Here is a 25,945-nt window from a genome sequence, read left to right as displayed (position 1 = left end):
GACGTCTCCCTTGTGTGCCGCTCGTGATTTCGATCGTTCCAAAACGTGAGTAATTGGAACGATCCAAATCCGTCAAGGGGATTTTTCAGGGGTAAGGGTTCGGAGGCGTTGGGGAGGAAGCTAAGACCGCGTTTTGGCGTCGAAAACCCAAGCCTTAGGCTCGGGAATGGGTCGGCCCTACAAACGGCGATCCGGACGAGAGCCAATCCTGAGAGATCAATCCCCGCATCACCCCAACAAGAAACGGGCAGCCAAAGACTGGCTGCCCGCAAAGCGTCAGGGACGCGTGTTCACGGCAGGAAGGTCAACCCGCAGGCCAGCACCACCCCGGTCACCATCAGCACCACCAGGCAATAGCCCATGATGTCCTTGGCCGAGAGGCCGGCGATCGCCAGAGCGGGCAAGGCCCAGAAGGGCTGGATCAGGTTGGTCCAGGTGTCTCCCCAGGCCACGGCCATCGCCGTCCGTGCCGGCTCGACCCCCAGGGCTTCCCCGGCTTCGAGCATGATCGGCGCCTGCACCGCCCACTGGCCGCCGCCCGAGGGCACGAAGAGGTTCACGATGCCCGCGGAGAGGAAGGTGAAGAGCGGCAGCGTTTCCGCCGTCGAGACCGAGACGAACCAGTTCGACATCGAGACAGCCAGCCCGGAGCCCACCATCATTCCCATGATCCCCGCGTAGAAGGGGAACTGCACGATGATGCCGCTGGCCCCATCCACCGCCTCCTTGACCGAGGCCAGGAACTGCGACGGGCGGCCGTGCAGCAGGATGCCCAGGAACAGCAGGGTGAAATTGACGATGTTCAGGTTCAGCCCGCCGTCGGTGCCGAAGGTGTAGAAGCCGACATAGACCAGCCCAAGCGCCCCTGACGCCAGCGACAGCGCCATGCTGTCCTCAAGCCGGGCCGAAGGCGTGTCCGGCGCGGAGCGGCGCGCGGCCTCCTCTGCGTCCAGCTTGTCCCGGGAGATCGTCACCTCCTGCCCTTCCGGCGGCGCGATCAGCCAGTTGACCAGCGGAATGACGATGAAGAGCGCCAGCAGGATCCCGAGGTTCATCGGCGAGAAGATGGTTTCGCTGGTCGGCACGACCCCGATCCTGTCGGCGGTGAAATGCCCGTCGGTGGCGATCACCAGGGGCACCGAGCCAGAGAGCCCGCCGTGCCAGACCATGAAGCCGCTGTAGGCGCTGGCGATGGCCAGCCGGTAGTCCAGCCGGGGAATGGCGCGGGCCAGCTCACGGGCGAACAGCGCGCCGATCACCAGGCCGAAGCCCCAGTTGATCCAGGCCGCGACCAGCGACACGAGCGTCACCAGCACGATGCCCTGACGCGGCGTGCGGGCCAGTTTGGCCAGCACCCGGAGCAGGCGCTTGAAGATCGGCGTGCTGGCGACCACGAAGCCGGTGACCAGGATGAGCACCATCTGCATGGAGAAGCTCAAGAGGTTCCAGAAGCCTTCGCCCCAGAACTGCGCCATCGCCATGGGGCCATGGCCCTCCAAGAGCATTCCGGCGCCGAAGACGGTCAGGGTCAGCAGGAGGACCAGCACGAAGGCGTCCGGGAGATAGCGCTCGACCATGGTGACCGAGGCGCGAGTGAGTCCTTGTATCATCTTGAATTCCCTCGGGCTGTGTCACTTGCGCGGGTGGATCGGCATGGGACCGGCGAGATCCAGCTGGGTTTCCAGGACCTGGGCCGCCGACAGCAGGTCGAAGTCCCCTTTCGGCTTGCCGATCAGCTGCAGGCCCACCGGCAGACCGCTGGCGGTCGCGCCGCAGGGGATCGAGATTGCCGGGCAGCCCGTCAGCGTGATCACGAAGGTCAGGAACATCCAGTCGATGTAGCTGGTCAGCTCCTCGCCGCCGATATGGGTCGGGAACCGCTGCTCGACCGGATAAGGCGGCACCGCCACCGTCGGGCAGGCCAGGAGGTCGTAGGTCTCGAAGAAGGCCGCGACATTGTGGAAAATGGCGGCGCGGGTGCGTTCGGCGCGCAGCACCTCGTCGGCGGTGATGTTCTGGCCTTTCTCGATGTTCCAGATGATCTCCGGGGCCACGCGGTGGCGGTCGGTTTCCAGAAGATCGCCGCGCAGGCTGGCGACCAGCACCGCGCGCAGGGTCTGAAAGGCCTCGAGACCGCCGGAGAAATCCGGGCAGGCCTCCGCGACCTCGGCGCCGGCCCCGGCAAAGGCCTGCGTGCCGCTGCGGCAGACCTCGGCCACCTCCGGGTCCACCAGCGACAGGTTCAGATCCGGCGTGAAGGCCACGCGCTTCGGCGCCCTGGGGGCCGCGACCGCGTCCACGAAGGGGCGTGCCGGGGCCGGAACGGACAGCGGGTCCCTGGGGTGCCCGTGTGCGAGCGAGTCGAGCATCAGCGCCGCATCCGCCACGTTGCGCGCCATCGGACCCTCGACCCAGAGCGGATCGAAGGGCAAAAGGCCGGCGCCGCGCGGCACGCGGCCCACGCTGGGGCGCATGCCCACGATGCCGCAATAGCTGGCCGGGATGCGCAGGCTGCCGCCCAGATCGTTGCCCGTGGCCAGCCAGGCCTGCCCGGCGGCCAGCGCGGCGGCGGAGCCGCCGGAGGAGCCGCCCACGGTCATCCGCAGATCCCAAGGGTTGCGGGTGGCGCCGAACACCGGATTGAAGGTGTTGGCCCCGGCAATCTCGGGCACGTTGGACTTCGCCATCGGAATGCCGCCGCTGTCTTCCAGCGTCTGAACCGTGAAGTCGGAGGCCGCCACCTTGTTCTCCGCGAAGATCGGCGAGCCGTAGGTCGTCACCTGCCCGGCGACGTCGTTGTAGTCCTTGACGACGACTGGCAGCCCGGCCAGCCAGCCGGGCCGATCCGCGCCCGCGTGCGCTTGCGACGGGAAGGCCTTGGCGACCTTGCGCGCCTCCTCGAAGAAGCGGATCGGCAGGGCGTTGATGTCCGGCTCTACCTCCTCGATCCGGGCAATCGCCGCGTCCAGGAAATCGAGCGGCGCCGCCTCCCCTGTCTTCAGCGCCGCAACCGCCTCGGTCGCGGTCATGTTGATGAAGTCATCGGTGGCTTTTGATTTGGCAGTCATCTGGGCTCCTCCCCATGCGTGATGTTCTGTTGCTCTGAGCTTGGCCGCCGGGCCGGGCGTCAGCCGGCGGCGGGGCTGTGCAGGTTGGCAAACCTGCGGCGCAGCTCCGCCTTCTGGACCTTGCCCATGACGTTGCGCGGCAGCTCGTCGGCCAAGAGGACCGATTTCGGCTGCTTGTAGCGGGCGATTTCCCCGGAGAGCGCCTTGAGCAGGGCATCGCTGTCCAGAGACACGCCCGCTTCCGGCACGACGAGGGCCGCCACCGCTTCGCCGAAATCGGGATGCGGCACCCCGAACACGGCGGATTCGGCCACGCCGGGCAGCGCGTCGAGCGCGGTTTCGACTTCCTTGGGGTAGACGTTGTAGCCGCCGCTGATCACCAGGTCCTTGTCGCGGCCGATGATCTGCAGGTAGCCCTCATCGTCGAAGCGGCCGAGGTCGCCGGTGACAAAGTAGCCGTCATCGCGGAACTCCGCGGCCGTCTTCTCCGGCATGCGCCAGTAGCCCTGGAACACATTCGGGCCGCGCACCTCGATCGCGCCGGTTTCCCCCGGCGGCAGGGCAGCGCCGGTCTCGCGGTCGGTGATGCGGATGTCCACCTCCGGCAGGGCAAAGCCCACCGCCCCGGTGCGGCGCTCGCCGTCGTAGGGATTGGAGGCGATCATGCAGGTCTCCGTCATCCCGTATCGCTCCAGGATCACATGTCCGGTGCGCGCGGCGAATTGCCTATGCACATCCTCCGGCAGGGGCGCCGAGCCCGAGACGAAGACCCGCATCTCCGCGACTGCAAGCGGGTCGAGACGGGGCGATTCCAGCAGGCGGGAATAGAAGGTGGGTACCCCCATGAGCACCGTCGCGTCGGCCATCTCGTCGATGATCTGGTCGACGTCGAAACGCGTCAGGAAGATCATCGTGGCGCCGGTGCTGATCGCCATGTTGCAGGCCACGAACAGCCCGTGGGTGTGAAAGATCGGCAAGGCGTGGATCAGCCGGTCCGCGCTGGTGAACCGCCAGGCCTGGTTCAGCGCCACGGTGTTGGACGCCAGGTTGCCATGGGTCAGAACCGCGCCCTTGGAGCGCCCGGTGGTCCCGGAAGTGTAAAGGATCGCCGCGGGATCGGCCGCGCCGCGCGTGACCGGCGCGGGTTGCGGCACAGCCTCGGCGGCGCGCTGCATCAGCGTGCCATCGGCGGCGGCGCCCAGGCTTTCCACGGCCAGCGTCTCGGAGGCCCGACCCGCGTATTGCGGCAGTGCCTCGGGCGCGCAGACGAAGAGGCGCGGCTCGGCATCCCCCAGGAAATAGTCGATCTCGGGGCCGGGATAGGCGGTGTTCAGCGGCAGGAACAGACCGCCGGTGCGCAGGCAGGCCAGGTAGAGCAGCACGGCCTCCGGGCTCTTCTCCACCTGCACGGCCACCCGGTCGCCGGGACGCACGCCCAGCTCGACAAGCGCGGTGGCCAGTCGCAGCACCAGGCCATGGGCCGCGGCATAGGTGATCGGCGGCTGCCCCGGCCGCTCGAACATCACCTTGGCGCCCTCCTCGCGGCAGATGGCATCGAACATTTCAGGGATGGTGCAGGTCATTGTCTGTCTCGCTTCCATGTGGGTTTCGGTGAGCCGGGGCCCGTCAGGCGGGAGCGCCCTTGCCGCTTCGCAGGGCGCGCCAGACGGCGGGGCCAGAGGTCACGGTGCCCGCGCCGGCGAAAGCCTCGTGGCGGGCCTCGATCTGATCCAGCTCGTAGAGGTAGTTGATCATCAGGCCATGGGCGCGCCGCAGCGCCCCCTCGGCATAGTCCGCCGGCCAGTTGATCCGGTGGGCCGAGGCGCCGTTGCCCAGGTGAAACCGGGCGACCGGATCGGCCGGCAGTCCGGCACCGGTCTTGCCGTGCACGAAATATCGCGCGGCCCAATACTGAACCCTGGGCGCCAGCACCTCACAGAGGCCCTCATCCTGCTGCCAGCGCCCCGAGGTCAGCTCTGCCGACAGCGCCTGCGCGTCGTCCTCGTCCTGCGCCGCGAGCCAGCGGGCGAACCCCGGCGCCGGGGAGAGCGTGACGAAGGTGCGGATCTGCGGCAGTTCCTGCGACAGGCTGCGGACCACCTGCTTGATCAGGAAATTCCCGAAGGACACGCCCTTGAGACCGGGCTGGCAGTTGCTGATGGAATAGAAGACCGCGGTATCGGCGGCCTCGCCTCCTCCGGCGCTGTCCCCGGCCAACAGAGGCCCGATGGCGCCGGGGATGCCCTGACAGAGGGCGACCTCGACGAAGATCAGCGGTTCGTCCCCGGTGGCGGGATGGAAGAAGCCGTAACACCGGCGGTCCGAGGGCTCGAGCCGCCGCCTGAGGTCGTTCCAATCCTTGATTTCATGCACCGCCTCGTAGGCGACGATCTTTTCGAGGATCGCCGCCGGCGAGTTCCAGTCGATGCGCCGCATGACCAGGAAGCCGCGGTTGAACCAGGACGACAAGAGGTGGCTGAAGTCGCTGTCGAGCGGCGCCAGATCCGGCGCCTCGCGCATCAGACGCAAGAGGTCCTGGCGCATCCGCACCAGCTGCAAGGTGCCGCCCGCCGCGTGGTTGAGCATGCGCAAGAGGCTTTGACGCCGGGGCTCCACGGCTTCGAAGAGGCTCTGCAGCGCCGCCTCGGACTGGCCGGCGTCCCAGTCCGCATAGGCCGACCGGAGGGCCGCGGGGTCCGCGCTGTAGCTCTCCAGGAGCATGCGGAAGAACCGCGCCTTCTCTTGGTCGTCCAGCTCGGCGTAGGCGGCAAGCGCCTGTTCCGCCACGGCGATCCGGGACGCTTCGCCGCCTCTCCGCATCAGCTCGGCGCAACTGGCCTCAAGCCGCTGGGCGGGAGGTTGCGATGACGCCTGCACCGCCCCCATCGACCGCATGCGGCCACCGATGTTCTGCAGAAGCTCACTCAGCAGCGAGATATTGGAACCGGACATCAGCTCTCCTCCATCCTCGCCAACCTTATACATCAACACACTCACGTTGTATATAACAAAAACGAAAGTGGATTTTTCAACCGACCCCATCTATATCTTGAGGGAGGCTTCAGAGGGCGCCGATCATGGCTCGAAAATCAAACACGGTGCGCGTCCGCGAAGCGCTGGAGAACGCCATCGTCAACGGCCGGCTCGTGCCGGGCATGCGGATCGACCCGGATGCGCTGGCCCAGGAGTTCGAGTGCTCCCGCACCCCAATTCGCGATGCGCTTCAACAGCTTGAAGCCTCCGGCCTGGTCCGGATCCATTCCAAGCAGGGCACATTCGTCACCGAGTGGACGGTGGACGAACTTGCCGAGCGGTTCGAAGCCATGGCCGAGATGGAGGCCACCTGCGCGCGCCTCGCGGCCAGGCGCATTACCGGCGAGGAGCTGGCAGAGCTGGAGGCCCGGCACGCGTCGTGCCGCCAGCTGGCCGAGGAAGAGCGGTTCGACGATTACTACTCGGAGAACTCGGCCTTCCACGCCTGCATCTACCGGGCGACTCACAACAGCTTCATCGAGCAGGAGGCCAAGCGCCTGCACTCCATGCTGCAGCCCTATCGTCGTATCCAGTTGCAGGTCCGCAACCGGGTCAAGCGGTCGTTCCACGAGCATGACGCCGTGGTGGCGGCGATCCGCAACGGCGACGACGAGGCCGCCGACAAGGCCATGCGAGACCACGTGCTGGTTCAGGGCGACCGGTTCCACGACCTGCTGGCCGCCCTGCGGATGGATGCGCAGAAACGGAAGGTGGACGCCTCCTGAACGGGTGGGCTGGCCTGCGTGACGCCTTTTCGGGGCGCTCGCGCTCTCCCAAGGTTCAGATGCCCGCGCGAATGATCCAACCGCTGGAGATGTTGCCCATCTCTCGGCGGCCGGAACGTGAATCTACCTTCCGTCCAAGACCCCCGAACCTCCGACCAGACCACTCAAAACGAAACGCGGCGACCACGCGTTTTTTGCGTGATCGCCGCGAATTAGCTCTCAAAGGGCCATGTCAGGCCCGCCAGTGGCCGCGAAGGGGATGTCGGACCAACTGTCGCGGCAAGCATTACTTGGCCACCGCAAAATCCTAAGCCACTGATTTCATTAGAACCACATCAGAATGCGGCCACGGACTTGTCCATTCTCCAAGCTTATGACGTCCATTTTCGACACGCATAAGACGCCAATTCTCGGGCATTGCTGCAGCCTATACTTCGTGGCCGGAACTGGACGGCCGGGGAGTATTCAAACCCGAGCACCAAACAAAAAGAAGACCGCCCACAAGGGCGGCCTTCCAAAATCGACATGATAGCGGGCCGATAGAGCCCCTTATGTTAAGTGAACAAATCCGTCTTCAGATCGCGGATCCGGTAGAAATCTTCACCGACTTCACCTTTTGTCAGCGCAGGTCGAACTCCCCGTCGTTTCAACCGACTAACCACCTTACCGACCTCGAGACCATGCTGCTCGGCTATCCGAGCAGGATGGGCGAACCGGTCTTTGAAGTCCGCCACGACCGTCGGATCGAACCGCGGAATCCTGTGTTCCGCATCATTGCCAACGATCCACTTGACGGAAAGGCTCACCTCTTCCGGGCACCGATCCACCAGACGCCAGAGGATGTTCGGCGAGATCTTCAAAGAACCGAACGCTTCCAAGGTCGAAAGCCCCACCGTGCAGAATGCCCGCTGCCGCTTGACTTCCGCCGGATCGACACGAAGCGCGGCGATCCCATCCTGACCTGCCAGGCGAAAGACGCGCTCGAGGAAGCTGCCGAGGATCATGTGCACTACGGTGACCGCCGCCACCTTGGCCTTTTCAGCGGCTTTCGATACCGGCACCAGCCAGCCAATTTCGGAATCCAGTTTGACCGCCGTCGCGTGCAGCTTGCCAACCAGCTTGACAATCTCTTCGCTATCGACACCTTTCTGGGTGCGGCCCCGAATTCCCGGCCTCCCATAAAAGATGGGTGTGAGCAGCCGGTCATCAAAAAGCTGATCCACCAAGGGACACGTACAAGCCAACGCATCGGGCAACGAGATGACCGTCACCATCCGCTTCACGCGACTGGCGACCTCACGTCCCATTTGAACCGGGATCGGATAGTGTGCGGGTGCCTTTTCGGGTATCAGCCCTGTCACAATCAGCAAATCGCGTAGCGTCCTGGGGTCGAGGTTTTGCTCCTTTGCCAGTGACGCGACGGTGTGCAGGCGACGCTCTGCGAGATTGATCCCCAACACCTTGGCACCGGCCGGCATGGCAATGTCCTCGGTGATGACCCCGCGAAGGATGCGCGCAATGTCGCCCGGCTCCTTGTGCGACTTTGAGTATGCCAAGGCTTCGTAGAGGCACCTGAAGATCTTGCGGGCTCCTGGCGTGCCCGACGCGTCGTCAAATTTCTGGAATTGCGCCACCAGCGCCTCCCGGATCCCTTCCTCGCCGCGGGACGTGAACCCGTAACCGATACGACCGGCGTGATCCCAATCTTCCGGTGTCAGCTCTGGCAAGAGCTGATCCGGTCCGTGTTCGACCAGAACCCCCAGAAGCTCCGTCGCCCGGACCGCCTGCTCCAGCGACTGCGCATCCAGCCATTGGGGACCAGCTTCCCCATTGAGACGGCGGATGACGTATTCCTGATGCGGCGAGGACTCGCGCGGCTCGGCCTCCTCGATCAAGGCCTGAAGGTCTTCGCCACGCTCTGGCACGACGTATTCGAGCTCATGGAATACGTCATCCCAGGGGCCCTTGGCCTGACGCAGCAGCGGAATGCCATGGCGCGAGCACGTCCGCACGACCGACAGCGCCCATTCCCAGCGACCGCGACGCCCGCCCGTCCGATCATCCTCTGCCAAGCACGCCGGACAGAAGACGGTGTACGGGTTAGCCAGGAACTCTGCGCTGACCAGCTCACCGCGAAGATCGTAGGTCCGCTCCCCGAGCGGGACCGGAGCATTGGCGCGCAAGTCCCCAAGCGGGACGTCAGAAAGCTCGGCCAGACGGCTGAGCGCCTCCTCTTTGTTGGCAGCCATATCTTCAGGCTCAATTTCGACATCGCGAAGGAAAGGAACCAGGCGATCATTAGCGTGAACCCCGGCGAGACGCGCCGCATAAGACAGAGGGCTCTCCTGCGGGTCGAAGGGGGTGTGGGGCGCGAGCATCAGGGCGCGCCCTCCCAGTTCAGTTGGGCCTCACCCAGATCGATCTTGGCCCAGTGACGGGCAAGGAAGACGTTCTGGCCCATGCCGCAGCCTTCCTGCATGCCCCAGCTCTCGGCGAAGTGGTTGATCATCAATTCATCGGCATCGTCCGAGGCCGCCGCCTCGAGTGCCGCGAGGATATTCTCGATACAACGGCCGAAACGGTTCCGGCTCGCGTGGACGAGCCTATCCACAAGATCCGCGTCCACGGGCGGCCGCATGCCGGCGGCATCGCAGAAATTGGCAATGACCTTGAGGAGCGCCTTGCGGTCGGAATGCGGCGAGACCTCAGCGAGCGGCAGCCGCCAATAGCGGCGGGTGACCTGGGCATCGCAGGACGCAATCTGCCAAAGGCTCTCGATGCCACTCAGAACGACACTGACCGCATCCTCCCCCTGCATCAGATTACGGAGAATCTTCAGTGAAACGTCGACCTTATGCTGGCTCCCAGCCCCGAATAGATCATGCGCCTCGTCGATCCACAGGACAGCCGTGCCCCTCAGTTTGAAATGATCACGCACCTTTTGCGTGATGTCGTATTCGGTCACGGACCGGCGCGAGACCGCAGGATACCCACTGGCCTTGAGAATCTCGAGCCCGAGATTCTTGGCGGTGGGCGGGCTCGGGACCCGGACCCCGACCCACGGCTGATGCGCCGCATCGCGCGGTTGCAGGGCCGGATGGGTCTTGAGACCATGAAGGACCAGCGAGGTCTTGCCTCCGCCAGCGGGCTCCACGACCGCGATGCCTCGTGCATCACCCGCCTTGTTGAAAAGCCGGGCCTTAGGAAGCGGGTTGCCCTGATCATCGCGCTGCAGCAGCCGGTCCAGGTAGCTCCGGAGCTGAGCGTCCCGCGGGGTCGCGAGGTACTTGTCTTGCAGCCGGTCCACGGCTGCAAGTTTCGCGTTGAAGTTGAGGTCTGCTGCGTTCATGGTCACTCGTCCTCCAGGATCCAGTCGTCGCCGTCATCAGTCGCATCGGCACCATCGCCAGGCTGATGATCGGGAAAATGGATCGGGCCGAAATTGCCGGAAGCAGAATCTTCCGCGCTGGAGTAAATTTCATCGGCGGGCTCGCCTAAGGGAGTGGAAACGCCCGTGGCAAGGCGGGTCCCCCATTCATCCCGGTCCCCATCATAGGGGTTCTCAGGCTCCGTCTCCGAGGTGTTGAACCCGATGAACAGGCGGTCTTCCTCGTAGTCGATGCGCTTCTCGGACCAGTCCTCCATGATGAGCCCGACACGGGTCATGGCGGCGCTGTTGGTTTCCTTGATGTAGTCAAGCGCCTGGCGGACGACCGCGAAGTTGACCTCGGCGTTGCGGGCGTTTTGGGCCCGGATTTCGGCCGCGGCATCCACCCACTCCTGGGCGGAGACACCCTGATACCGATCGAACACGGCGGGGATCTCGAACCAGCGCCCATTCAGCTCGGCCCAGACGGCGCCGATGTCCTCAGGATACCACCGGATCACGACCTTGCGCTGCTGCGCCCTGGTCATGAAGCGTGCGAGGACTTCCGAGTGATACCGAACTCCCATGATGGTGATTCCCTGCCGGGTGACAGTGCGTTCCCGCTCGTTGCCAAAAATCAGGCGCCGGCGCCCGAGATCGGGGGGCGGCTGGACACCGAATTTCTCAACCAGCCGGTTCCAGCAGTCGAGCGGAGTTTCCCCATTTAGCCCCCTATGCGGTGTTCGGTGATAGACATCGACGATGTAGCGAACCAGGACCGAGCAGAACTCCTCCGGATTCAGGGCGGCACGTTTCACCGAATCGTAGTCGCCACGCTCGACGATGTTGCTGAAGGTCCGCCCGCTAAGCCGGGGCATGAGTTGGGTCGCGAAAGTGCCGAACACGCGCTCGATCGTGCCTTTGGCTTCCGGATTTGCAGCAGCGCAATACTGCAGTGTGATGCCGAGATCGGACACGCGTGCCTGGACAAGGCTCGAGATGTTGTAGCTCGCGCAGTCGGTCACGATGACCGACGGCCAGCCGAACTGGTTCCAGGGCGTGAGAGCGCCGCAGGCATCTCCCCACACACCCTTGTCGCGCATCATCATCTCGATGACCCGAAGCGCGCTCTGTGAATTGGGCTGCCTGGAAACAACCAGCCCGACGATGCAGCGCGTTGCACAGCAGATGGCCACGGTGATCCACCACCGCGCCTTCTTCTTATCCAGCCCGAGAGCCTTCTTTTCCTCGTCCGTCAGGTGATGGAACAGCCCACCTTCGGCCATCAGAGTGATGGCGTCGGCCTCCCACTCGTCGAACTCCACACGCTGCATCGGGCGGGTGATGTCCAGCCCCATACCGACCGGAGCGAACTGCCGGTTTGCTGCCTCGCGCCCCTTCCGGGTCAGAGTGATATCGAAGGGATCGAGCTTCCGGATTGCCTGCCGCACTGTCTCACGGGATGGGCAGACGATTTCCGGTTTGCCCTCCGCCCGGCGCCGCTTGTTCTCATCGCTGAAAGCGGTTTTGACCTCACCGAAGATGATCTCCTGCGATGGACGCTGATCGTCGAGATACTTGCCCACGACCTTGCCCATGATCATGAGTTCATCGGCCGTCATACGACGGTCGCGGTTGCCGCGCTCGGAAATCCGGTCGTAGAGGCCCGCCAGCCCGAACCGCCGCTCCTTGCGCTCCCAGTCGAGAACCGTCTTCACGCCGAGCTGTTTCGGCACGGCGAAAGTGTCTTCTTCTCCGTCGGGCTCGCCTTCTTCGAGAATCTCGCCAGCACGAAACCTGATGGCCCGAAGATGTGGCCTGATCGATGTCGCGGTCCGGGTGATATTATTGGTCTCGTCGTCCAGGAGTTCACGGAACGCGCGGACCACGGCCAGACGCATGGCCGCTTTCTTGTGAGCCTTTGTGTCCCGGAGGGAAAGCAGTTCCCCATCCGGCAGAGCACGCGCACGCAGATGCTCCGGCTGGTGTTCGTTCGGGATGCACTTGAAGTTTCCGACCGTAAGGTAGCGGCTGATCTCGGCATTGGTCATGACCTGAGGCACGCCCTCGCCGGTCATCTTGACGAACATGTGGCCTTCTTTGCGGGTCTCGAAATAGCGGAAAGGCTGCCCTCCGATGGTGATGCCATCGTATACCGAGAAGGAGAATTTGGGCTGAACGGGGCTGGGTTTGGCGGCGATCATTTGGACGTCCTCCGGCGGACATATGCTTCGTGCGTGATGCGCACGTTGAGTGTGAGTTCGAGTTCGTGAGAGCGGAGGAGGCGGACCACGGCCCGGAAGCCGCGTGCACCGAGTCCGATGGCATCGACCAGATCCTGGACACGGACAGCCCCCACGATCTCGAAAAGAAGCCTCCGCGCTGCGGCGTCCGCATCGAGATCGGGACGACGCATCTCGTGCATCATCTCGGCATTGAAATATTCCACTGGATCGAGGTCGCGTTCGGTCACCACCAAGACTCGATCAGCAAAACCCCGAGGCACCCGAGTCGCAACGTCTGCAAGCTCGTTCTGAACCTTTGGCTGGTTGCGGCGATCTTCCGACTTCACCATGATCGCGACGCGCATGCCGTCGTTCATGACGACGCGGAAATCGAAGAAGTGCTTGCCCACCTTCCCGTCCGGTTGAAGCCACTCGAAGAGCACCTGACTTTCGAGCCCAGCGACATTTGGGCGGGCCAGAAGCACCAGCATCCACTTCATTTCGGTGTTGCTGTCCAAGCCCACCGTGTAGCCCTCATCGGGGTCCATCGTTACCTGACCCGTTGCATGCTCCCGAGCACCGACGGCCGTCTTCCGTGCGGCCTCCACGCGCTCCGGCATCGTGACGCCGCCATCTGTTGTCCTCATCATGCCTTTTCTCCTTTGGCATAGGGGTACCGCTCGCCGGAAAGCACTCCGACGCTGCCCGTAGGCGGCGGCACCGATTTCTGGTTGCGATTTTGGAGCCGCGTGTCGTAATCGAGCTCCTTGCGCAGGCGCGTGGTTTGTTGGGCCTGCGTGTGCCGGTGCCTTGGCCCCGGCGCGTTAGTGTTTGTCTGCCTCCTTGTGGCCTCTGTCTCGCTACCGCCCGTCGCACCTCAGCTCTGTCGCATTCGAGGTTGGCTGGACGCCTGTTTCGCGAAGAAAAATCCGGTTTGTGAGGCGTGTGATCCGCCCGGCAGCCTTCGCTTGAGGCAGAGAGTTCCCCGAACTCAGATGGCCAAACAACTGCCGATTTTGGCCGAAAAAAATCTGCAGAAATCTTTTCCGGACCAGGAAAATCAATCCCAGAGAGACAGGCTACCCATCCTAAGTATCTGATTCATAAAACCTTACAGAAGGCCAGCCCGGGTTCGACTGCGACAAGCTCTTCAAGTATCCACAGCCGGGTCCAGAACCATTCCTGATCCGTCGCCGATCCACAAAACATCGAGCGATATTTTTGTCACAGACCGCCCGGATGTGAATCCAAGGACAAAGGTTCGACTCCCCGTAAGCCGGATTCGATCGCGGCGAAATCGCCGAATCTCTCGCTGGCGCGCGGCCTGCGCATGCAACCCACCAGCCGCGGGAGGCCGCATCCGTCCCGTCAGATCAAACGGTGAGCGCGATCATCCGAGGAAGGCCGCGCGCCGTACGAAGAGCGCGTCGCAAAGGTAATCTACGAACAACCAGATCCTTGGCACCCAGCGCGGCTCGCCGTGCAACAGCATCCAGGTGGAGCCTCACTGGATGAGGTCCTTTCCCGGGAAGCGGTGCAGTTTGAGAAAGACCGCGGTGGCTCAGGTGGCGAGGAAAGCCATGACCGCGCGCACGACTTGCAGTCGCACGCGAGGTGGAGCCCGCGACCATGGCGGCGACCTCGGACCCGTCGCCGAAGCCGACCCAGGCAGGCCACTGACCCTTGCGGCCAAGCTACCTACTCCAGCGTCACGTCTGCCGCCGCCTGAGGCCGGCCGACCGTAGGTGGATCCATGGCAGGTCAAGCGAGTCACGGGCCGGTCTCTGCAACAACCGACAAAGGACAATTCTGCATGCCGCGCTTTTGCAGAGCCGAATGGCGTCCCTGCGTCCGGAGTTCTGTGTTGACAGAATCGGCTCGATGCGTGTAGTTCCGCTTTATGGAACAAGTGTTGCATAAATCGGAAGGACAGACGCAGTGACAATCCTCCAGAACGCAGCCAACGTTTTGCGGCTCTTCGGATCGGGATGTGAGAATGTCACCGTCACCGAGGTGTCGGACATGCTGGACATGCCGAAGGCGAATGCCTCCCGGCTGCTCAAGTCGATGCGCGATGCCGGGATGGTGGAGACGATCGGCGACACGCGCCGGCATCGTCCGGGCAAGCTGATGCTCGATCTCGCGTCCGCCTTCCGCCACTCCTCCAGCCTGATCGGCCGCGCCAGCGATATCGTGGCCGAAGTCTCACGCACCTTCGGCCACACTGGCTATGTTTCGCTTCGCGAGGGGCGCGAAGTCACCGGCGTCGCGGATTTCCCAGGCAGCAACGTCCTGCGGGTGATGGGGGCCGTCGGTCGCCGTCTGGAAGCCAAGAACTCTGCCACGGGCCGCTCATTGCTGGCTCGCATTTCGGATGACGAAGTCCGCGACCTTTACCAAGGCGACCCTGACCTCGACGCACTGCTGCCCAAGCTGGCCCAGGTACGTGAATGCGGCTTCGCCTATTCGGAACAGGAAGCCACCCGCGGCGTCGATGCCATCGCGCTGGCTTTGGCCGACCCACAGACCGATGAGGCCGTAAGCCTCTGCATCGTCTACCCCCACGCCGTCATCGATCGCGACGGCCGCAACGAAATGATCGCAGCGCTGGCCGAAGGCGCGACCCGCGCAGCCAAGGACTTGGGCGACAGCGGCTTCGTCGCGCCCCGGACTTCATAGAAAGGAACGACCCCATGACCATCTCCGCTTCGCGCTGGCGCGTCGGCTTCGACATCGGCGGCACCTTCACTGACTTCGTGCTCTACGACGGACAGAATGCCTCGGTCACGCTGCACAAGCGGCTGACCACGCCCCACGATCCGTCCGAGGCGGCGTTAAAAGGGCTCGAGGAGCTGTTGGCGTTGCAGGATATCTCGCACGCCGATGTGTCGGAGATCGTTCATGGCACCACGTTGGTCACCAACGCGGTGATCGAGCGCAAGGGCGCGCCGGTCGGGCTGATCACCACCCGCGGCTTCCGCGACATCCTCGAGATGGGCACCGAGCAGCGATACGACATCTACGATCTCTTCGTCTCCTTCCCAGATCCCATGGTCAGCCGCGACCTCCGGCTCGAGGTCGACGAACGCATCACTGCCAAGGGCGAGATCGAGACCGCGCTGGACGAGGACGCCGTGCGCCGTGCGGCCCGCGCGCTTGAAGCTCAGGGCTGCGAGGCGGTGGCCGTAGTCTTCATGCACGCCTATGCAAATTCGGCGCACGAGCAACGCGCCGCGGAGATCATCCGCGAATGCTGCCCCACCATCTCGGTCTCGGTGTCGAGCGACGTGGTCGCCGAGATGGGTGAATACCAGCGTGCGGTGACCACCTGCGCCAATGCCTTCGTACAACCGCTGATGCACCGCTACCTGACCAAGCTGGAGAACGCGCTGCGCGGCCAAGGCTTTGCCGGGCCGCTGCGGTTGATGCATTCCGCCGGAGGCCTGGTCTCGGTAGAGACAGCGCGCGATTTCCCCATCCGCCTGCTGGAAAGCGGCCCTGCGGGTGGCGGACTGGCCACCGCGCTCTTTGCCGAGGGCGCGGGCCTAAAGGACGTGATCTCCTTCGACATGGGGGGCACTACCGCAAAGGCTTGCATGATCGAAGACGGCCGCGCCGAGGTCGCTCCGATGATGGAGGCGGCGCGGGTGCACCGCTTCACCAAGGGATCCGGCTTGCCGATCAAGGCGCCGGTGATCGAGATGATCGAGATCGGCGCCGGCGGCGGTTCGATCGCCGCAATCGACGAGGTGGGTCTTCTGAAGGTCGGCCCGCATTCGGCCAGCTCTGATCCCGGCCCGGCCTGCTACGGCCTTGGCGGCAGCGAACCCACGGTGACTGACGCCAACCTCGTGCTGGGCTATTACGACCCAGGGTTCTTCCTCGGCGGCCGTATGTCGCTTGATCTTGAGGCCGCACGCGCGGCGATGACACGTGTCGCCGAGCCACTGGGTCTCGGCGTCGAAGAGGCAGCGCTCGGCATTCACAAGGTGGTGGTCGAGAGCATGGCCGCCGCCGCACGGGTGCACCTTGTCGAACGCGGAAAAGACCCGCGCGACTATGCCATGGTGGGTTTCGGCGGTGCCGGCCCGGCACATGCAGTCGACGTAGCCCGCGTCATGGGCGTGCAGTCGGTGCTGATCCCGCCGGCTTCGGGTGCGGCCTCGGCGCTGGGCTTCCTCGCGGCACCCCTGTCATTCGAAGACGTGAAATCGCTGCGCGTTGAGCTGGCGCCGGGCTTCGATGCAGCGACCGTGAATAAGGTCCTGGCCGAGCTGGAAGAGGAAGGCCTCGGCCACCTTGAACGCGCCGGCACCACGCGTGACAACGCGGTGATCGAACGCAGCGCCGATATGCGCTTGGTCGGGCAAATGCACGACATCTCGGTGCCTCTGCCCGAGGGCGAGATTGGCGAGGCCGACCTCGATGCGATCCGCGAGGCCTTCGTGAAGGCCTATTCCGCACGCTACGCAGCCCCATTCGACGGCGCGAGTTTCGAAGCCGTGAACTTCCGCGTCCGCGTCGCAGGTCCGACACCGAGACCGGCGCTGACTGGCGCCGCCGGCGGTGCCGAAAACGCCGACCGCATCAAGGGCACGAGGCAGTGCTGGTTCGAAGAGGGCGAGTTTGAGACTGCCGTCTACGACCGCTACGCACTGCGTCCCGGAGACGAAATCGAGGGCCCGGCGATCATTGAGGAGCGCGAGTCGACCACGGTGATCGGACCCGCGGACAGCGTGACGATCGACGCTGGCCTGAACCTCTGCGTCAGCCTTGGTGCAATCAAGCCGGCCGAGGCAATCGTCACACCAGAGATGACCCGCGCCGAGGCGGTGGCCCGCATCCAGCAGGACCCGATCGGCCTGGAGATCATGTGGTCGCGGCTGGTCAACGTGGCCGAAGAGATGTGGCTGACGGTATGCCGCACCGCCTTTTCGCTGGTGATCGCCGAGGCGCAGGATTTCGCCTGCGAACTGCTCGACCCCAACGGCGAGACTCTGGCCCACAGCCCGCGTGCGATGCCGGTCTTCAACCTGACTCTGCCGCGCGCCGTGAAGGCCCTGCTCAAGGAGTTTCCGGCCGAGACGCTGAAACCGGGCGACGTGCTGATCACCAATGATCCCTGGCTCTGCGCAGGTCACCTGTTCGACATTGCAATCGTCACTCCGGCCTTCCGCGACGGGCGGCTGGTCGGGATGATGGGCACAGTCGGCCATGTGTCGGATATCGGCGGCACCAAGGACTCTCTGCATGCCCGGGAGATCTACGAGGAAGGCCTGCAAATCCCGCCTATGAAGCTTTTCGACGGAGGCAACGCCAATGAGACGCTGATTGGGCTGATCCGGCAGAACGTGCGCAACGGCGAGCAGGTACTGGGCGACATCTTCTCCTTTGTCGCGGCCAACAAGCTGGGCACCGAACGCCTCGACGCCTTCATGCGGGACTACGGGATGCATGATCTCGGCGCGCTGGCCGAGGTCTGCCAGGGCCTGTCGGAAAAGGCGATGCGGGATGCCATCCGGGCGATGCCCGATGGCGAATACCGCGCGACGATCACCAACAACCCGCTGGGCGAGACCATCACCTACCCGGTTCTGGTCGAGGTCAAGGACGATGCGATCACCGTTGATTTCGACGGCGCGCCGCCGCAGCTTCCCCAAGGAGGATTGAACTCCACGCTGAACTACACCGCAGCGCATGCCACCTATCCGCTGAAGTGCATGCTGACGCCCACGGTGCGCGGCAATGCGGGCTGCTACCGGCCCTTCGAGGTCAAGGCGCCGGAAGGCTCGATCCTCAACCCGACCTACCCGGCGGCTGTTAACCTTCGGACCCGCACCGGGTGGTATCTCGCACCGAACATCTTCGCGGCGCTCTCCAAAGCGGCACCGGACAAGGTGCAGAGCTTCACCGGCCTTGCGGTGGCGGCCAATATCTACGGGCAGGACAGCGACGGGCAGTTCTACTCAGACATGTTGTTCTGCGGCGGCGGGCAAGGCGGTTCCGAGCGCAAGGACGGCCAGTCGGCTTTGCTCTGGCCAACCTCGGCGGCGAACACCTCGATCGAGCTGATGGAAAGCCGGGTGCCCGTGCTGGTGCTTGAAAAATCCTTCCTCGCCGACAGCGGCGGCGCCGGCAAGGCCCGCGGTGGCGTCGGCCAGGTGGTGCGCTTCCGCAAGCGCGCGAACGACGGGCAGGAAATGCTTGTCTCGGTCTATCCCGAGGGCGTCGACAACCCGATCCCCGGGCTGTTCGGCGGGCATGCCGGCGGCGGCGCGCGCGGGCTGGTGCATGACGCCAACGGCCACCTGCTGCGCGACTGTGGCACGGGTGCGCTGGTCTCGCTCACCGACACCGACCAGATCGTCGAACTGGTTCTGGGCGGCGGCGCGGGCTTTGGAAACCCCGACGCGCGCGACCCGGCAGCGGTGGCCCGCGATCTCGCGCTGGGCTTCGTGACACCGGAGCATGCGGCGCGGTTCTACCAGAACCACGCAGTGCCCGGCGGCAAGGAGGCCGAACCGCAACCCAGCACGGCATGGGCCTGATCCAATCTGCCGCGGCGCCCCCCCGCCGCGGCAACAAGACACACAAGTAAGAAAGACAACAAAAGCAAAACCTTCCAGCAAGGAGTACACCGATGACGTCCTCTTCTTTCCACCTCTCGCGCCGCGGCCTGCTCGCCATGGCTGGCGCCGGTCTCGCCACGGCAAGCCTGCCAAGCCAGCTTTTCGCACAGTCCGGCCGCAACATCCTCGTGGTCGCCTCGGGTCAGGATATCCCCAACTTCGACCCGCATACTGCCACCGGCTATTCTGCGTCCTTCTTCATGCGCAACGTCTATGACCCGCTGGTCCGCGTCGAAGGCAGCCCGCCGGAGCCGCGACCGGCACTGGCCGAAAGCTGGGACGTCAGCGACGACGGTTTGACCTATCGCTTCAACCTGAACCCCGCGGCCACCTTCCACAGCGGAAACTCGGTGACCTCCGAGGATGTGATCTATTCGTTCCAGCGCGCTCTGGAGCTCGCCAAGGGCAATTCCTGGATGATCCGCGGCGTGGTCACGCCCGAAGGCATCACCGCGCCGGACGCCCGGACGGTGGAGTTCCAGCTGGCGAAACCCTTTGCCGCCTTCCTACAGGTGCTGCCCTGGATTTTCGTGGTGGAAAAAGCCGCGGTCGAGGCCAACCTCGGCGACGACATGGGCCAGAGCTGGCTCTTGACCAACACCGCCGGCTCCGGTCCCTTCCAGGTCGCGCGTTACCAGGTCGGCACGCTCTATCACCTGGGCCGCGCCGAGACCTCTTGGCAGGAGGGCGGCGGCAACCTTGACGGCGTGATCTGGCAGATCGTCCGCGAAACCGCGACCCAACGGCTGATGCTGCAGCGGGGCGAGGCGCATATCGCCGTTGACCTGACCAGCGAGGACATGGAGTCGCTTGCCGACGCACCCGGCGTGGTCCGCGTGATGGAGCCGGAATACCGCACTTTCTCGATCAAGATGAACACCGAGCACGGGCCGCTTGCCGACATCAACCTGCGCAAGGCGATCGTACACGCAGTGAACTACGAGGCGATCCGCGACAGCGCCGGGTTCGCCGACTTGATGACCGGGCCTTTGCCGACCGGCATTCTTGGCCATGATCCCGCGCTCGAGGTGCCGCGCATGGATCTCGACAAGGCGCGCGAATACATGGCCAAGACCGAGCGGCCCGATGGCGGCTTCTCGCTGCGCATGGTGCATGTCTCGGGGCTGGAACAGCAGCGCCGCTGGGCGCTGATCATGCTCGACAGCCTAAAGCAGATCGGCATCGACCTCGAGATCCAGCCGCTGAAATGGCCCGACATGGTGGCGGCCTGCGCCTCGCCGGAGACCTTCCCCGACTTCTTCCCGGTCTACCAGACCGCGAACTACGGCGACCCCGACAACATCGCCTTTGCCGCCTATCATTCCTCCCGCAACGGCGGCTGGCAGAACGCAGTCTATTCCAACCCCGAGGTCGATGCACTGATCGAGGCCGGTCGCACGGAGATTGAGCCGGAAAAACGTGCCGAGATCTACGGCGAGTTCCAGCGCAAGGTGGTGGCGGATGCGCCCGACATCTTCGGCGTGCTGGAGCTGCGCAAGATTGGACTGCGGGACAGCGTGCAGAACTACCAGTTCACGCCGGTGGCCTCGAACGCGATTCAGGCCTGGCCGCTCTCGATCGGTTGAGCCCCCGGGGCCGGGCGCCTGCTCCCTCCGCCCGGCCCACCCCGAACAAAAGGCGAAAGCGATGCTCTATTTCATTCTCAGGCGCTGCGTGATGCTGATCCCGGTCCTGATCGGGCTGACCTTGGTGATGTTCGCCATCGCCCGGCTGCTGCCCGGCGATCCGGTCGGCCTCGCCGCTGGTCCCAATGCCACGCAGGAAGAGATTGCGGCACTGGCGCGAGAATTCGGGCTCGATAAGCCCATTTGGGTGCAATATGCCAACTACGTCGGAGGGTTGCTGCAAGGCGATCTCGGCACCTCACTCCTGACCCGACGGCCTGTGGCGGCCGACATCGCGGCCTTCCTTCCAGCGACACTGGAACTGGTCATCGCCGCCATGACCATCGCCGTGGTGGTCGGCATCCCGCTGGGACTGGTGACCGCTGTCTGGCGCAACCGCTGGCCGGACTACGTCAGCCAGGTTCTGGCGATCGGCGCGATCTCGATGCCGCGCTTCTTCCTCGGCCTGCTCTTGCAGCTCTGCTTCGCCATGTGGCTGATGTGGCTGCCTTTGGGCGGGCGTCTGCCGATCATTGTCTTCCCACCTCCCACCGTGACCGGTTTTCTTACCATCGACACGCTGATCGCCGGCGACCTCGAAGCGTTCTGGACTGCGCTGCGCCATCTCGCAATGCCGGCCATCGCCATGTCGCTTTCACCGCTTGCGACCATCATGCGGATGATGCGCGCCTCGACCATCGAGGTGATGAACCAGGACTACGTGATGACCGCCCGGGCGCTGGGCCTGCCGCGCGGCAAGATCATTCTGAAATACGTGGCCCGCAACGCGGTGTCGGCCACGCTGACCGTCATCGGCCTCTATTTCGGGTGGCTGCTGGGCGGCACCGTGCTGGTCGAGACCGTGTTCGACTGGCCCGGCCTCGGTCTCTACGCCACCAAGGCGATCATCTCACAGGACATGATGCCGGTGATCGGAGTGGCGCTGGTGATCGGGCTGCTCTTCGTCGTCGCCAATCTCATCATCGACCTGGCTTACGGGGTCATCAATCCGAAGGTGCGCTACTCATGACCGAGATCGCTGAAACCCCGCCCATCGAGATGCTCTCCACCGGCAATGATCGCTGGCGCCGCGCGCTGTTCCGTTTCCGCCAGTCGAAGTTGTCGATGCTGGGTGCGGCCATGGTGGCGGTCGTGCTGTTCTTCACCCTCTTCGGCACCGTGCTTGCGCCCTACCCTGAACACGTGGCCGGCGGCGTCGCCACCGCGGATCGTTTTCTGCCACCCTCGGCCGCGCATCCCTTCGGCACCAACGAGCTGGGCCAAGACGTGCTATCGCTGGTCATGGCCGGGACCACAGTCTCGGTGCTGGCGGGCTTCGGCGTCGTGCTGATCGGCACGGTGATCGGCACGCTGGTGGGCGGCATCGCCGGCTTCGTCGGCAGCTGGACCGATGAGGTGCTGATGCGCCTGACCGACCTGACGCTGACCATTCCCGGGCTGATCCTCGCCATGGCGATTGCCGCGGCGCTGGGACCGGGGTTCACCAACATGGTGATCGCGATCTCGCTCTCCTGGTGGCCCGGCTACGCAAGGCTGGTGCGCGGCGAGGTGCTGGCGGCACGCGAGGAGGTCTATGTGACCGCCGCGCGCGCCATCGGCGCCAGCCCGGCCCGCATCCTGTTCCGCCACATCCTGCCCAACACCGTCTCACCGATCATCGTCAAGATGTCGCTCGACATGGGCTTTGCGATCCTGACTGTCGCGGGCCTGGGCTTCATCGGCATCGGAGTGCGGCCGCCGACACCGGAATGGGGCACGCTTCTGTCCCTGTCGCGCGCTTACATGCCCGATTACTGGTGGACGGCGATGGCGCCCGGCATGGCGATGTTTCTCGCAGTCTTCGGCTTCAACCTTTTGGGCGACGGCCTGCGCGACATTCTCGATCCGAAAGCGAGGCGCTGACATGGCACCCCCCCTTCTCTCCATCCGCGACCTGCACCTGACAATGACCAGCTTCGAAGGCGAGGCACATGTGCTCAACGGTATCGACCTGACCGTGAGACGCGGCGAAATCTGGGGTCTCGTCGGCGAGTCTGGCTGCGGCAAGTCGCTGACCGGCCTGTCCATCTCGCGGCTCGTACCAGCGCCGCCCGCAGCCTACAAACGGGGCGAGATCGCCTTCGAAGGCCGCGACCTTCTAAGATTGCCGATGCGCGAGGTGCAGGCCCTGCGCGGCAAGCGCATCGGCATGATCTTCCAGGACCCGACAACCAACCTCAACCCAGCCTATCGGATCGGTGAGCAGCTGGTCGACGTGGCGCTGGCTGCAGCGAAACACGATCCGTCCATCCTCGACTGCGAGGCCGGAGCCGGGCGACGCACACGCCGTAGGGCGGCGCACCGGCTGGCAGCCGAGATGCTCGACCGGGTGGGCATCCCGAATGCCGAGGAACGGCTCGACAACTACCCGCACGAGTTCTCCGGCGGGATGCGTCAGCGGGTGTTGATCGCAATGGCGCTGATCGGCCGACCCGACCTGTTGATCGCAGACGAGCCGACAACGGCGCTCGACGTCTCGGTGCAAGCGCAGATCCTCAAGCTACTGAAAGGCACTGTCTCCGATCACGACATCGGCGTTATCCTGATCACCCATAACCTCGGCGTGGTGGCCGAAACCTGTACCCACGTCGCGGTGATGTATGCCGGCAATATCGTCGAGCGCGGTCCGGTGGCCGAAGTCATCAACCGACCGGCACATCCTTACACCCGCGCCCTGATGGCGGCGATCCCGACCCGAGCCTCGCAGCGCGGCTCGCTCAATGGGCTGGGTGGAGCCGTGCCCAACCTCGTGACGCCGCCGCCTGGCTGCCGCTTCGCGCCGCGTTGTGCCCGCGCCATCGCGGCCTGCAGCGCCCAGCAGCCACCTGCCCTGCCGGTCGCGGGCGAACACCACGCGGCCTGTATCCGCCTGGCGGAGAGCGAGGAGTTGGAACATGTCTGATCCCATCCTGCAGATCGAAAATGTCTCGAAGGTCTATGGCGCCCGCCGCGCGCTCTTCGGCAAGACCGCCGAGGTGCAAGCGCTGCAAGACGTCTCGCTTTCGGTCCGCAAGGGCGAGAGCTTCGGCCTGGTCGGGGAAAGCGGCTCGGGAAAGACCACGCTGACCCGCTCGATCCTGCATCTCGAGACGCCCACCGCAGGCCGTATCCTATTCGAGGGCCGCGACCTGGCGCAGCTCTCGGCGGCCGAGATGCGCCGGCTCCGGGCCCGCGTGCAGATCGTCTTTCAGGACCCCTACGCCTCACTTAATCCACGCATGTCTGTGCAGGACATCGTCACCGAGCCGATGTTGATCCACCGCGAGACGCTCGGCCTCGACCGGCGCCAGCGCATCGAGCGAGCGGCTGAGCTGCTGTCGCTGGTTGGCCTCGGCCCGCAGCACCTGTCGCGATTTCCACACGAGTTCTCCGGCGGCCAGAGGCAGCGCATCTGTGTCGCCCGGGCCTTGGCCTCGGGGCCGGAGCTTCTGCTACTCGACGAGCCGACCTCGGCGCTCGACGTCTCGGTGCAGGCGCAGGTGCTGAACCTGCTCTGCGAGCTGCAGGACCAGCTTGGGCTGACCTATTTCTTCATAAGCCACGATCTCGCGGTGGTGCGCTACCTCTGCGATCGAGTGGCGCTGATCTATCGCGGCGAACTGGTGGAAGAGGGAGAGACAGATCGGATCTTCGACCACCCCGAGAGCGAGTACGCCCGGATGCTGACCCGAGCCATGCCGGAGGTGCGTGTGCCGGCCTGAACCGGCACAGCGCCACCACGGACGTCTATGCGCCACCGCCCGGCCTCTCCAGCGCCGGTGGCCGTGACCTCACATGAGCGAGCCTTGAAAATAAGATGAAACACGACGTTCGAACCGAGAGCGATAGCCTCGGACAGATGGATCTGCCGCGGACCTGCATCTGGGGGATCCATACACAACGCGCCATCGACAACTTTCCGATCTCGGGACTTCCGTTGTACCATTTTCCGGAGTTTGTCAGGGCGCTCGCATGGGTGAAGAAAACTGCGGCCCGCGTCAACGCCGATCTAGATGTTCTGGCACCTGCAAAGGCCCGGGTAATCGAGGAAATCTGCGACGAGATTCTTGCCGGTCTCTGGCACGACGCCTTTCGCGTGGACATGATCCAAGGCGGGGCCGGAACCTCGACCAACATGAACCTCAACGAGGTCGTTGCGAACCTTGGGCTACTCAAGATGGGGTATCGTCCCGGAGACTACGCCCACCTGCACCCGAACGATGACGTCAACAAATCGCAGTCGACCAACGATGTGTATCCAACTGCGATGCGGTTGGCATTGGTCTCCCAATGTGACGCCTTCACTGACGCTCAAATCCGGTTGGCCGAGGCGTTCAAAGATCGTGCGGAAGCTTTCCGCGGCATCAGGAAGATCGGCAGGACCCAGCTGCAGGATGCCGTGCCCATGACACTGGGCCAGGAATTCACCGGGTTTGCGGTGACCATCCTGGAAGATGTCGAGATGATCCAGCGCCTGAAGCAATTGCTGCTCGAAGTGAACCTGGGCGGCACCGCAATCGGCACGCGTGTCAACACGCCTGACGGCTACGCCGAAGCGGTGGTGTCAGAACTGGTGCAGGTCACCGGCCTGCCGGTGAAACTGGCCGGAGATCTGATCGAGGCCTCCTCCGACACGGGGGCATATGTAACCTTCTCGAGCGTCCTGAAGCGGATCGCGGTGAAGCTATCGAAAATCTGCAATGATCTGAGACTTCTTTCCTCGGGCCCACGCTCCGGCTTTCATGAGATACGGCTGCCGCCGATGCAGGCAGGCTCGTCGATTATGCCGGGCAAGGTAAACCCGGTAATCCCGGAGGTCGTCAATCAGGTCGCCTTTCAGGTCATTGGCAATGATCTGACGGTGACGATGGCGGCAGAGGCGGGCCAATTGCAGTTGAATGCGTTTGAGCCTGTGATCCTGCTCAACATTCTTCAAAGCCTCCGGATCCTACATAAGGCCATGGATACACTGGCCACGCGCTGCGTCGCAGGCATCGAAGCCAATGCCACACGTTGTGAAGGCATGCTCGACAACAGTCTTGTCCTGGCAACAATGCTTGTGCCGCATATTGGCTATTCAGCTGCCGCCGAAGTCGCGAAGATCGCGTTGGCCAGGAACACATCAGTCGCCGAAACAGCTTTCGAGATGGGAATTGGGACACGAGAGAAAATTGATGCTATGCTGATGTAAGTGGGGAGAATTTGGCTTCGAGCGCAGCGCCCAAGTTTAATAG

At 64.2% G+C, this 25,945-nt stretch carries 17 protein-coding genes; 9 read left to right on the top strand and 8 right to left on the bottom strand.

Annotated features, from left to right (window positions below):
* Positions 1–290: 290 nt before the first annotated feature.
* The 4 genes from LR948_RS06710 to LR948_RS06695 are packed head-to-tail and all read right to left on the bottom strand — an operon-like array spanning position 291 to position 6,020.
* Positions 291–1,610, bottom strand: a complete 1,320-nt coding sequence (locus LR948_RS06710) for a short-chain fatty acid transporter (protein ID WP_232753223.1) — start codon at positions 1,608–1,610, stop codon at positions 291–293.
* A 21-nt stretch (positions 1,611–1,631) separates the two neighbouring features.
* On the bottom strand, positions 1,632–3,068 hold the full coding sequence (locus LR948_RS06705; RefSeq protein WP_232753222.1) for an amidase: 1,437 nt from the start codon (positions 3,066–3,068) through the stop codon (positions 1,632–1,634).
* A 59-nt stretch (positions 3,069–3,127) separates the two neighbouring features.
* On the bottom strand, positions 3,128–4,651 hold the full coding sequence (locus tag LR948_RS06700; protein WP_232753221.1) for a malonyl-CoA synthase: 1,524 nt from the start codon (positions 4,649–4,651) through the stop codon (positions 3,128–3,130).
* A 43-nt stretch (positions 4,652–4,694) separates the two neighbouring features.
* Positions 4,695–6,020 carry a malonyl-CoA decarboxylase gene (locus tag LR948_RS06695; protein WP_232753220.1) on the bottom strand — a complete coding sequence of 442 codons (1,326 nt, stop codon included), beginning with the start codon at positions 6,018–6,020 and terminating at the stop codon, positions 4,695–4,697.
* 125 nt (positions 6,021–6,145) lie between these two features.
* On the opposite strand from LR948_RS06695, the gene LR948_RS06690 reads away from it, so the two are divergent.
* Positions 6,146–6,826, top strand: a complete 681-nt coding sequence (locus tag LR948_RS06690; RefSeq protein ID WP_232753219.1) for a GntR family transcriptional regulator — start codon at positions 6,146–6,148, stop codon at positions 6,824–6,826.
* A gap of 554 nt (positions 6,827–7,380) precedes the next feature.
* Here the strand turns inward: LR948_RS06690 and LR948_RS06685 are convergent.
* From LR948_RS06685 to LR948_RS06670, 4 genes are read right to left on the bottom strand one after another with little or no spacing between them, the layout of a single operon-like run.
* Positions 7,381–9,204, bottom strand: a complete 1,824-nt coding sequence (locus LR948_RS06685) for a TniQ family protein (RefSeq protein ID WP_232753218.1) — start codon at positions 9,202–9,204, stop codon at positions 7,381–7,383.
* Positions 9,204–10,175: a TniB family NTP-binding protein gene (locus tag LR948_RS06680; RefSeq protein WP_232753217.1), complete on the bottom strand. Its 972-nt coding sequence runs from the start codon at positions 10,173–10,175 to the stop codon at positions 9,204–9,206. Before LR948_RS06680 ends, LR948_RS06685 begins: the two co-directional genes overlap by 1 nt.
* Before the next feature lie 2 nt (positions 10,176–10,177).
* Entirely contained in the window at positions 10,178–12,397 is a 2,220-nt protein-coding gene (locus LR948_RS06675; protein WP_232753216.1) for a transposase family protein, read from the bottom strand.
* On the bottom strand, positions 12,394–13,068 hold the full coding sequence (locus LR948_RS06670; protein WP_232753215.1) for a hypothetical protein: 675 nt from the start codon (positions 13,066–13,068) through the stop codon (positions 12,394–12,396). The genes LR948_RS06675 and LR948_RS06670 overlap by 4 nt, the downstream gene beginning before the upstream one ends.
* A 1,288-nt stretch (positions 13,069–14,356) precedes the next feature.
* Between LR948_RS06670 and LR948_RS18985 the strand changes: the two genes are divergently transcribed.
* The 8 genes from LR948_RS18985 to LR948_RS06630 all read left to right on the top strand — a co-directional run bounded on the left by LR948_RS18985 (position 14,357) and on the right by LR948_RS06630 (position 25,902).
* Entirely contained in the window at positions 14,357–15,097 is a 741-nt protein-coding gene (locus tag LR948_RS18985; RefSeq protein ID WP_232753214.1) for an IclR family transcriptional regulator, read from the top strand.
* Between the two features lie 14 nt (positions 15,098–15,111).
* Entirely contained in the window at positions 15,112–18,966 is a 3,855-nt protein-coding gene (locus LR948_RS06660) for a hydantoinase B/oxoprolinase family protein (RefSeq protein WP_232753213.1), read from the top strand.
* Positions 18,967–19,058: 92 nt separating this feature from the next.
* On the top strand, positions 19,059–20,633 hold the full coding sequence (locus LR948_RS06655; protein ID WP_232753212.1) for an ABC transporter substrate-binding protein: 1,575 nt from the start codon (positions 19,059–19,061) through the stop codon (positions 20,631–20,633).
* Between the two features lie 61 nt (positions 20,634–20,694).
* On the top strand, positions 20,695–21,702 hold the full coding sequence (locus tag LR948_RS06650; RefSeq protein WP_232753211.1) for an ABC transporter permease: 1,008 nt from the start codon (positions 20,695–20,697) through the stop codon (positions 21,700–21,702).
* A complete protein-coding gene (locus LR948_RS06645) occupies positions 21,699–22,595 on the top strand; it encodes an ABC transporter permease (RefSeq protein ID WP_232753210.1) in 897 nt (298 codons plus the stop codon). Before LR948_RS06650 ends, LR948_RS06645 begins: the two co-directional genes overlap by 4 nt.
* A 1-nt stretch (position 22,596) precedes the next feature.
* Positions 22,597–23,634 carry an ABC transporter ATP-binding protein gene (locus LR948_RS06640; RefSeq protein WP_232753209.1) on the top strand — a complete coding sequence of 346 codons (1,038 nt, stop codon included), beginning with the start codon at positions 22,597–22,599 and terminating at the stop codon, positions 23,632–23,634.
* Entirely contained in the window at positions 23,627–24,433 is an 807-nt protein-coding gene (locus LR948_RS06635; protein WP_232753208.1) for an ATP-binding cassette domain-containing protein, read from the top strand. Before LR948_RS06640 ends, LR948_RS06635 begins: the two co-directional genes overlap by 8 nt.
* 95 nt (positions 24,434–24,528) lie before the next feature.
* On the top strand, positions 24,529–25,902 hold the full coding sequence (locus tag LR948_RS06630; protein WP_232753207.1) for an aspartate ammonia-lyase: 1,374 nt from the start codon (positions 24,529–24,531) through the stop codon (positions 25,900–25,902).
* Positions 25,903–25,945 lie beyond the last annotated feature (43 nt).

It is taken from the genome of Roseivivax sp. GX 12232 (genome assembly GCF_021272185.1).
Taxonomy (GTDB): Bacteria; Pseudomonadota; Alphaproteobacteria; order Rhodobacterales; family Rhodobacteraceae; genus Roseivivax.
The sequence above is the reverse complement of the archived record's forward strand: the minus strand, read 5'-3'. Positions and strand labels throughout refer to the sequence as shown.

Bases quoted from the DNA above. Each gene is read 5' to 3' on its own strand.
- LR948_RS06670 (WP_232753215.1), bottom strand. From the start codon at position 13,068: ATGATGAGGACAACAGATGGCGGCGTCACGATGCCGGAGCGCGTGGAG.
- LR948_RS06705 (WP_232753222.1), bottom strand. From the start codon at position 3,068: ATGACTGCCAAATCAAAAGCCACCGATGACTTCATCAACATGACCGCG.
- LR948_RS06645 (WP_232753210.1), top strand. From the start codon at position 21,699: ATGACCGAGATCGCTGAAACCCCGCCCATCGAGATGCTCTCCACCGGC.
- LR948_RS06700 (WP_232753221.1), bottom strand. From the start codon at position 4,651: ATGACCTGCACCATCCCTGAAATGTTCGATGCCATCTGCCGCGAGGAG.
- LR948_RS06690 (WP_232753219.1), top strand. From the start codon at position 6,146: ATGGCTCGAAAATCAAACACGGTGCGCGTCCGCGAAGCGCTGGAGAAC.
- LR948_RS06630 (WP_232753207.1), top strand. From the start codon at position 24,529: ATGAAACACGACGTTCGAACCGAGAGCGATAGCCTCGGACAGATGGAT.
- LR948_RS06675 (WP_232753216.1), bottom strand. From the start codon at position 12,397: ATGATCGCCGCCAAACCCAGCCCCGTTCAGCCCAAATTCTCCTTCTCG.
- LR948_RS06685 (WP_232753218.1), bottom strand. From the start codon at position 9,204: ATGCTCGCGCCCCACACCCCCTTCGACCCGCAGGAGAGCCCTCTGTCT.
- LR948_RS06655 (WP_232753212.1), top strand. From the start codon at position 19,059: ATGACGTCCTCTTCTTTCCACCTCTCGCGCCGCGGCCTGCTCGCCATG.
- LR948_RS06635 (WP_232753208.1), top strand. From the start codon at position 23,627: ATGTCTGATCCCATCCTGCAGATCGAAAATGTCTCGAAGGTCTATGGC.
- LR948_RS06640 (WP_232753209.1), top strand. From the start codon at position 22,597: ATGGCACCCCCCCTTCTCTCCATCCGCGACCTGCACCTGACAATGACC.
- LR948_RS06710 (WP_232753223.1), bottom strand. From the start codon at position 1,610: ATGATACAAGGACTCACTCGCGCCTCGGTCACCATGGTCGAGCGCTAT.
- LR948_RS06680 (WP_232753217.1), bottom strand. From the start codon at position 10,175: ATGAACGCAGCAGACCTCAACTTCAACGCGAAACTTGCAGCCGTGGAC.
- LR948_RS06660 (WP_232753213.1), top strand. From the start codon at position 15,112: ATGACCATCTCCGCTTCGCGCTGGCGCGTCGGCTTCGACATCGGCGGC.
- LR948_RS06650 (WP_232753211.1), top strand. From the start codon at position 20,695: ATGCTCTATTTCATTCTCAGGCGCTGCGTGATGCTGATCCCGGTCCTG.
- LR948_RS06695 (WP_232753220.1), bottom strand. From the start codon at position 6,020: ATGTCCGGTTCCAATATCTCGCTGCTGAGTGAGCTTCTGCAGAACATC.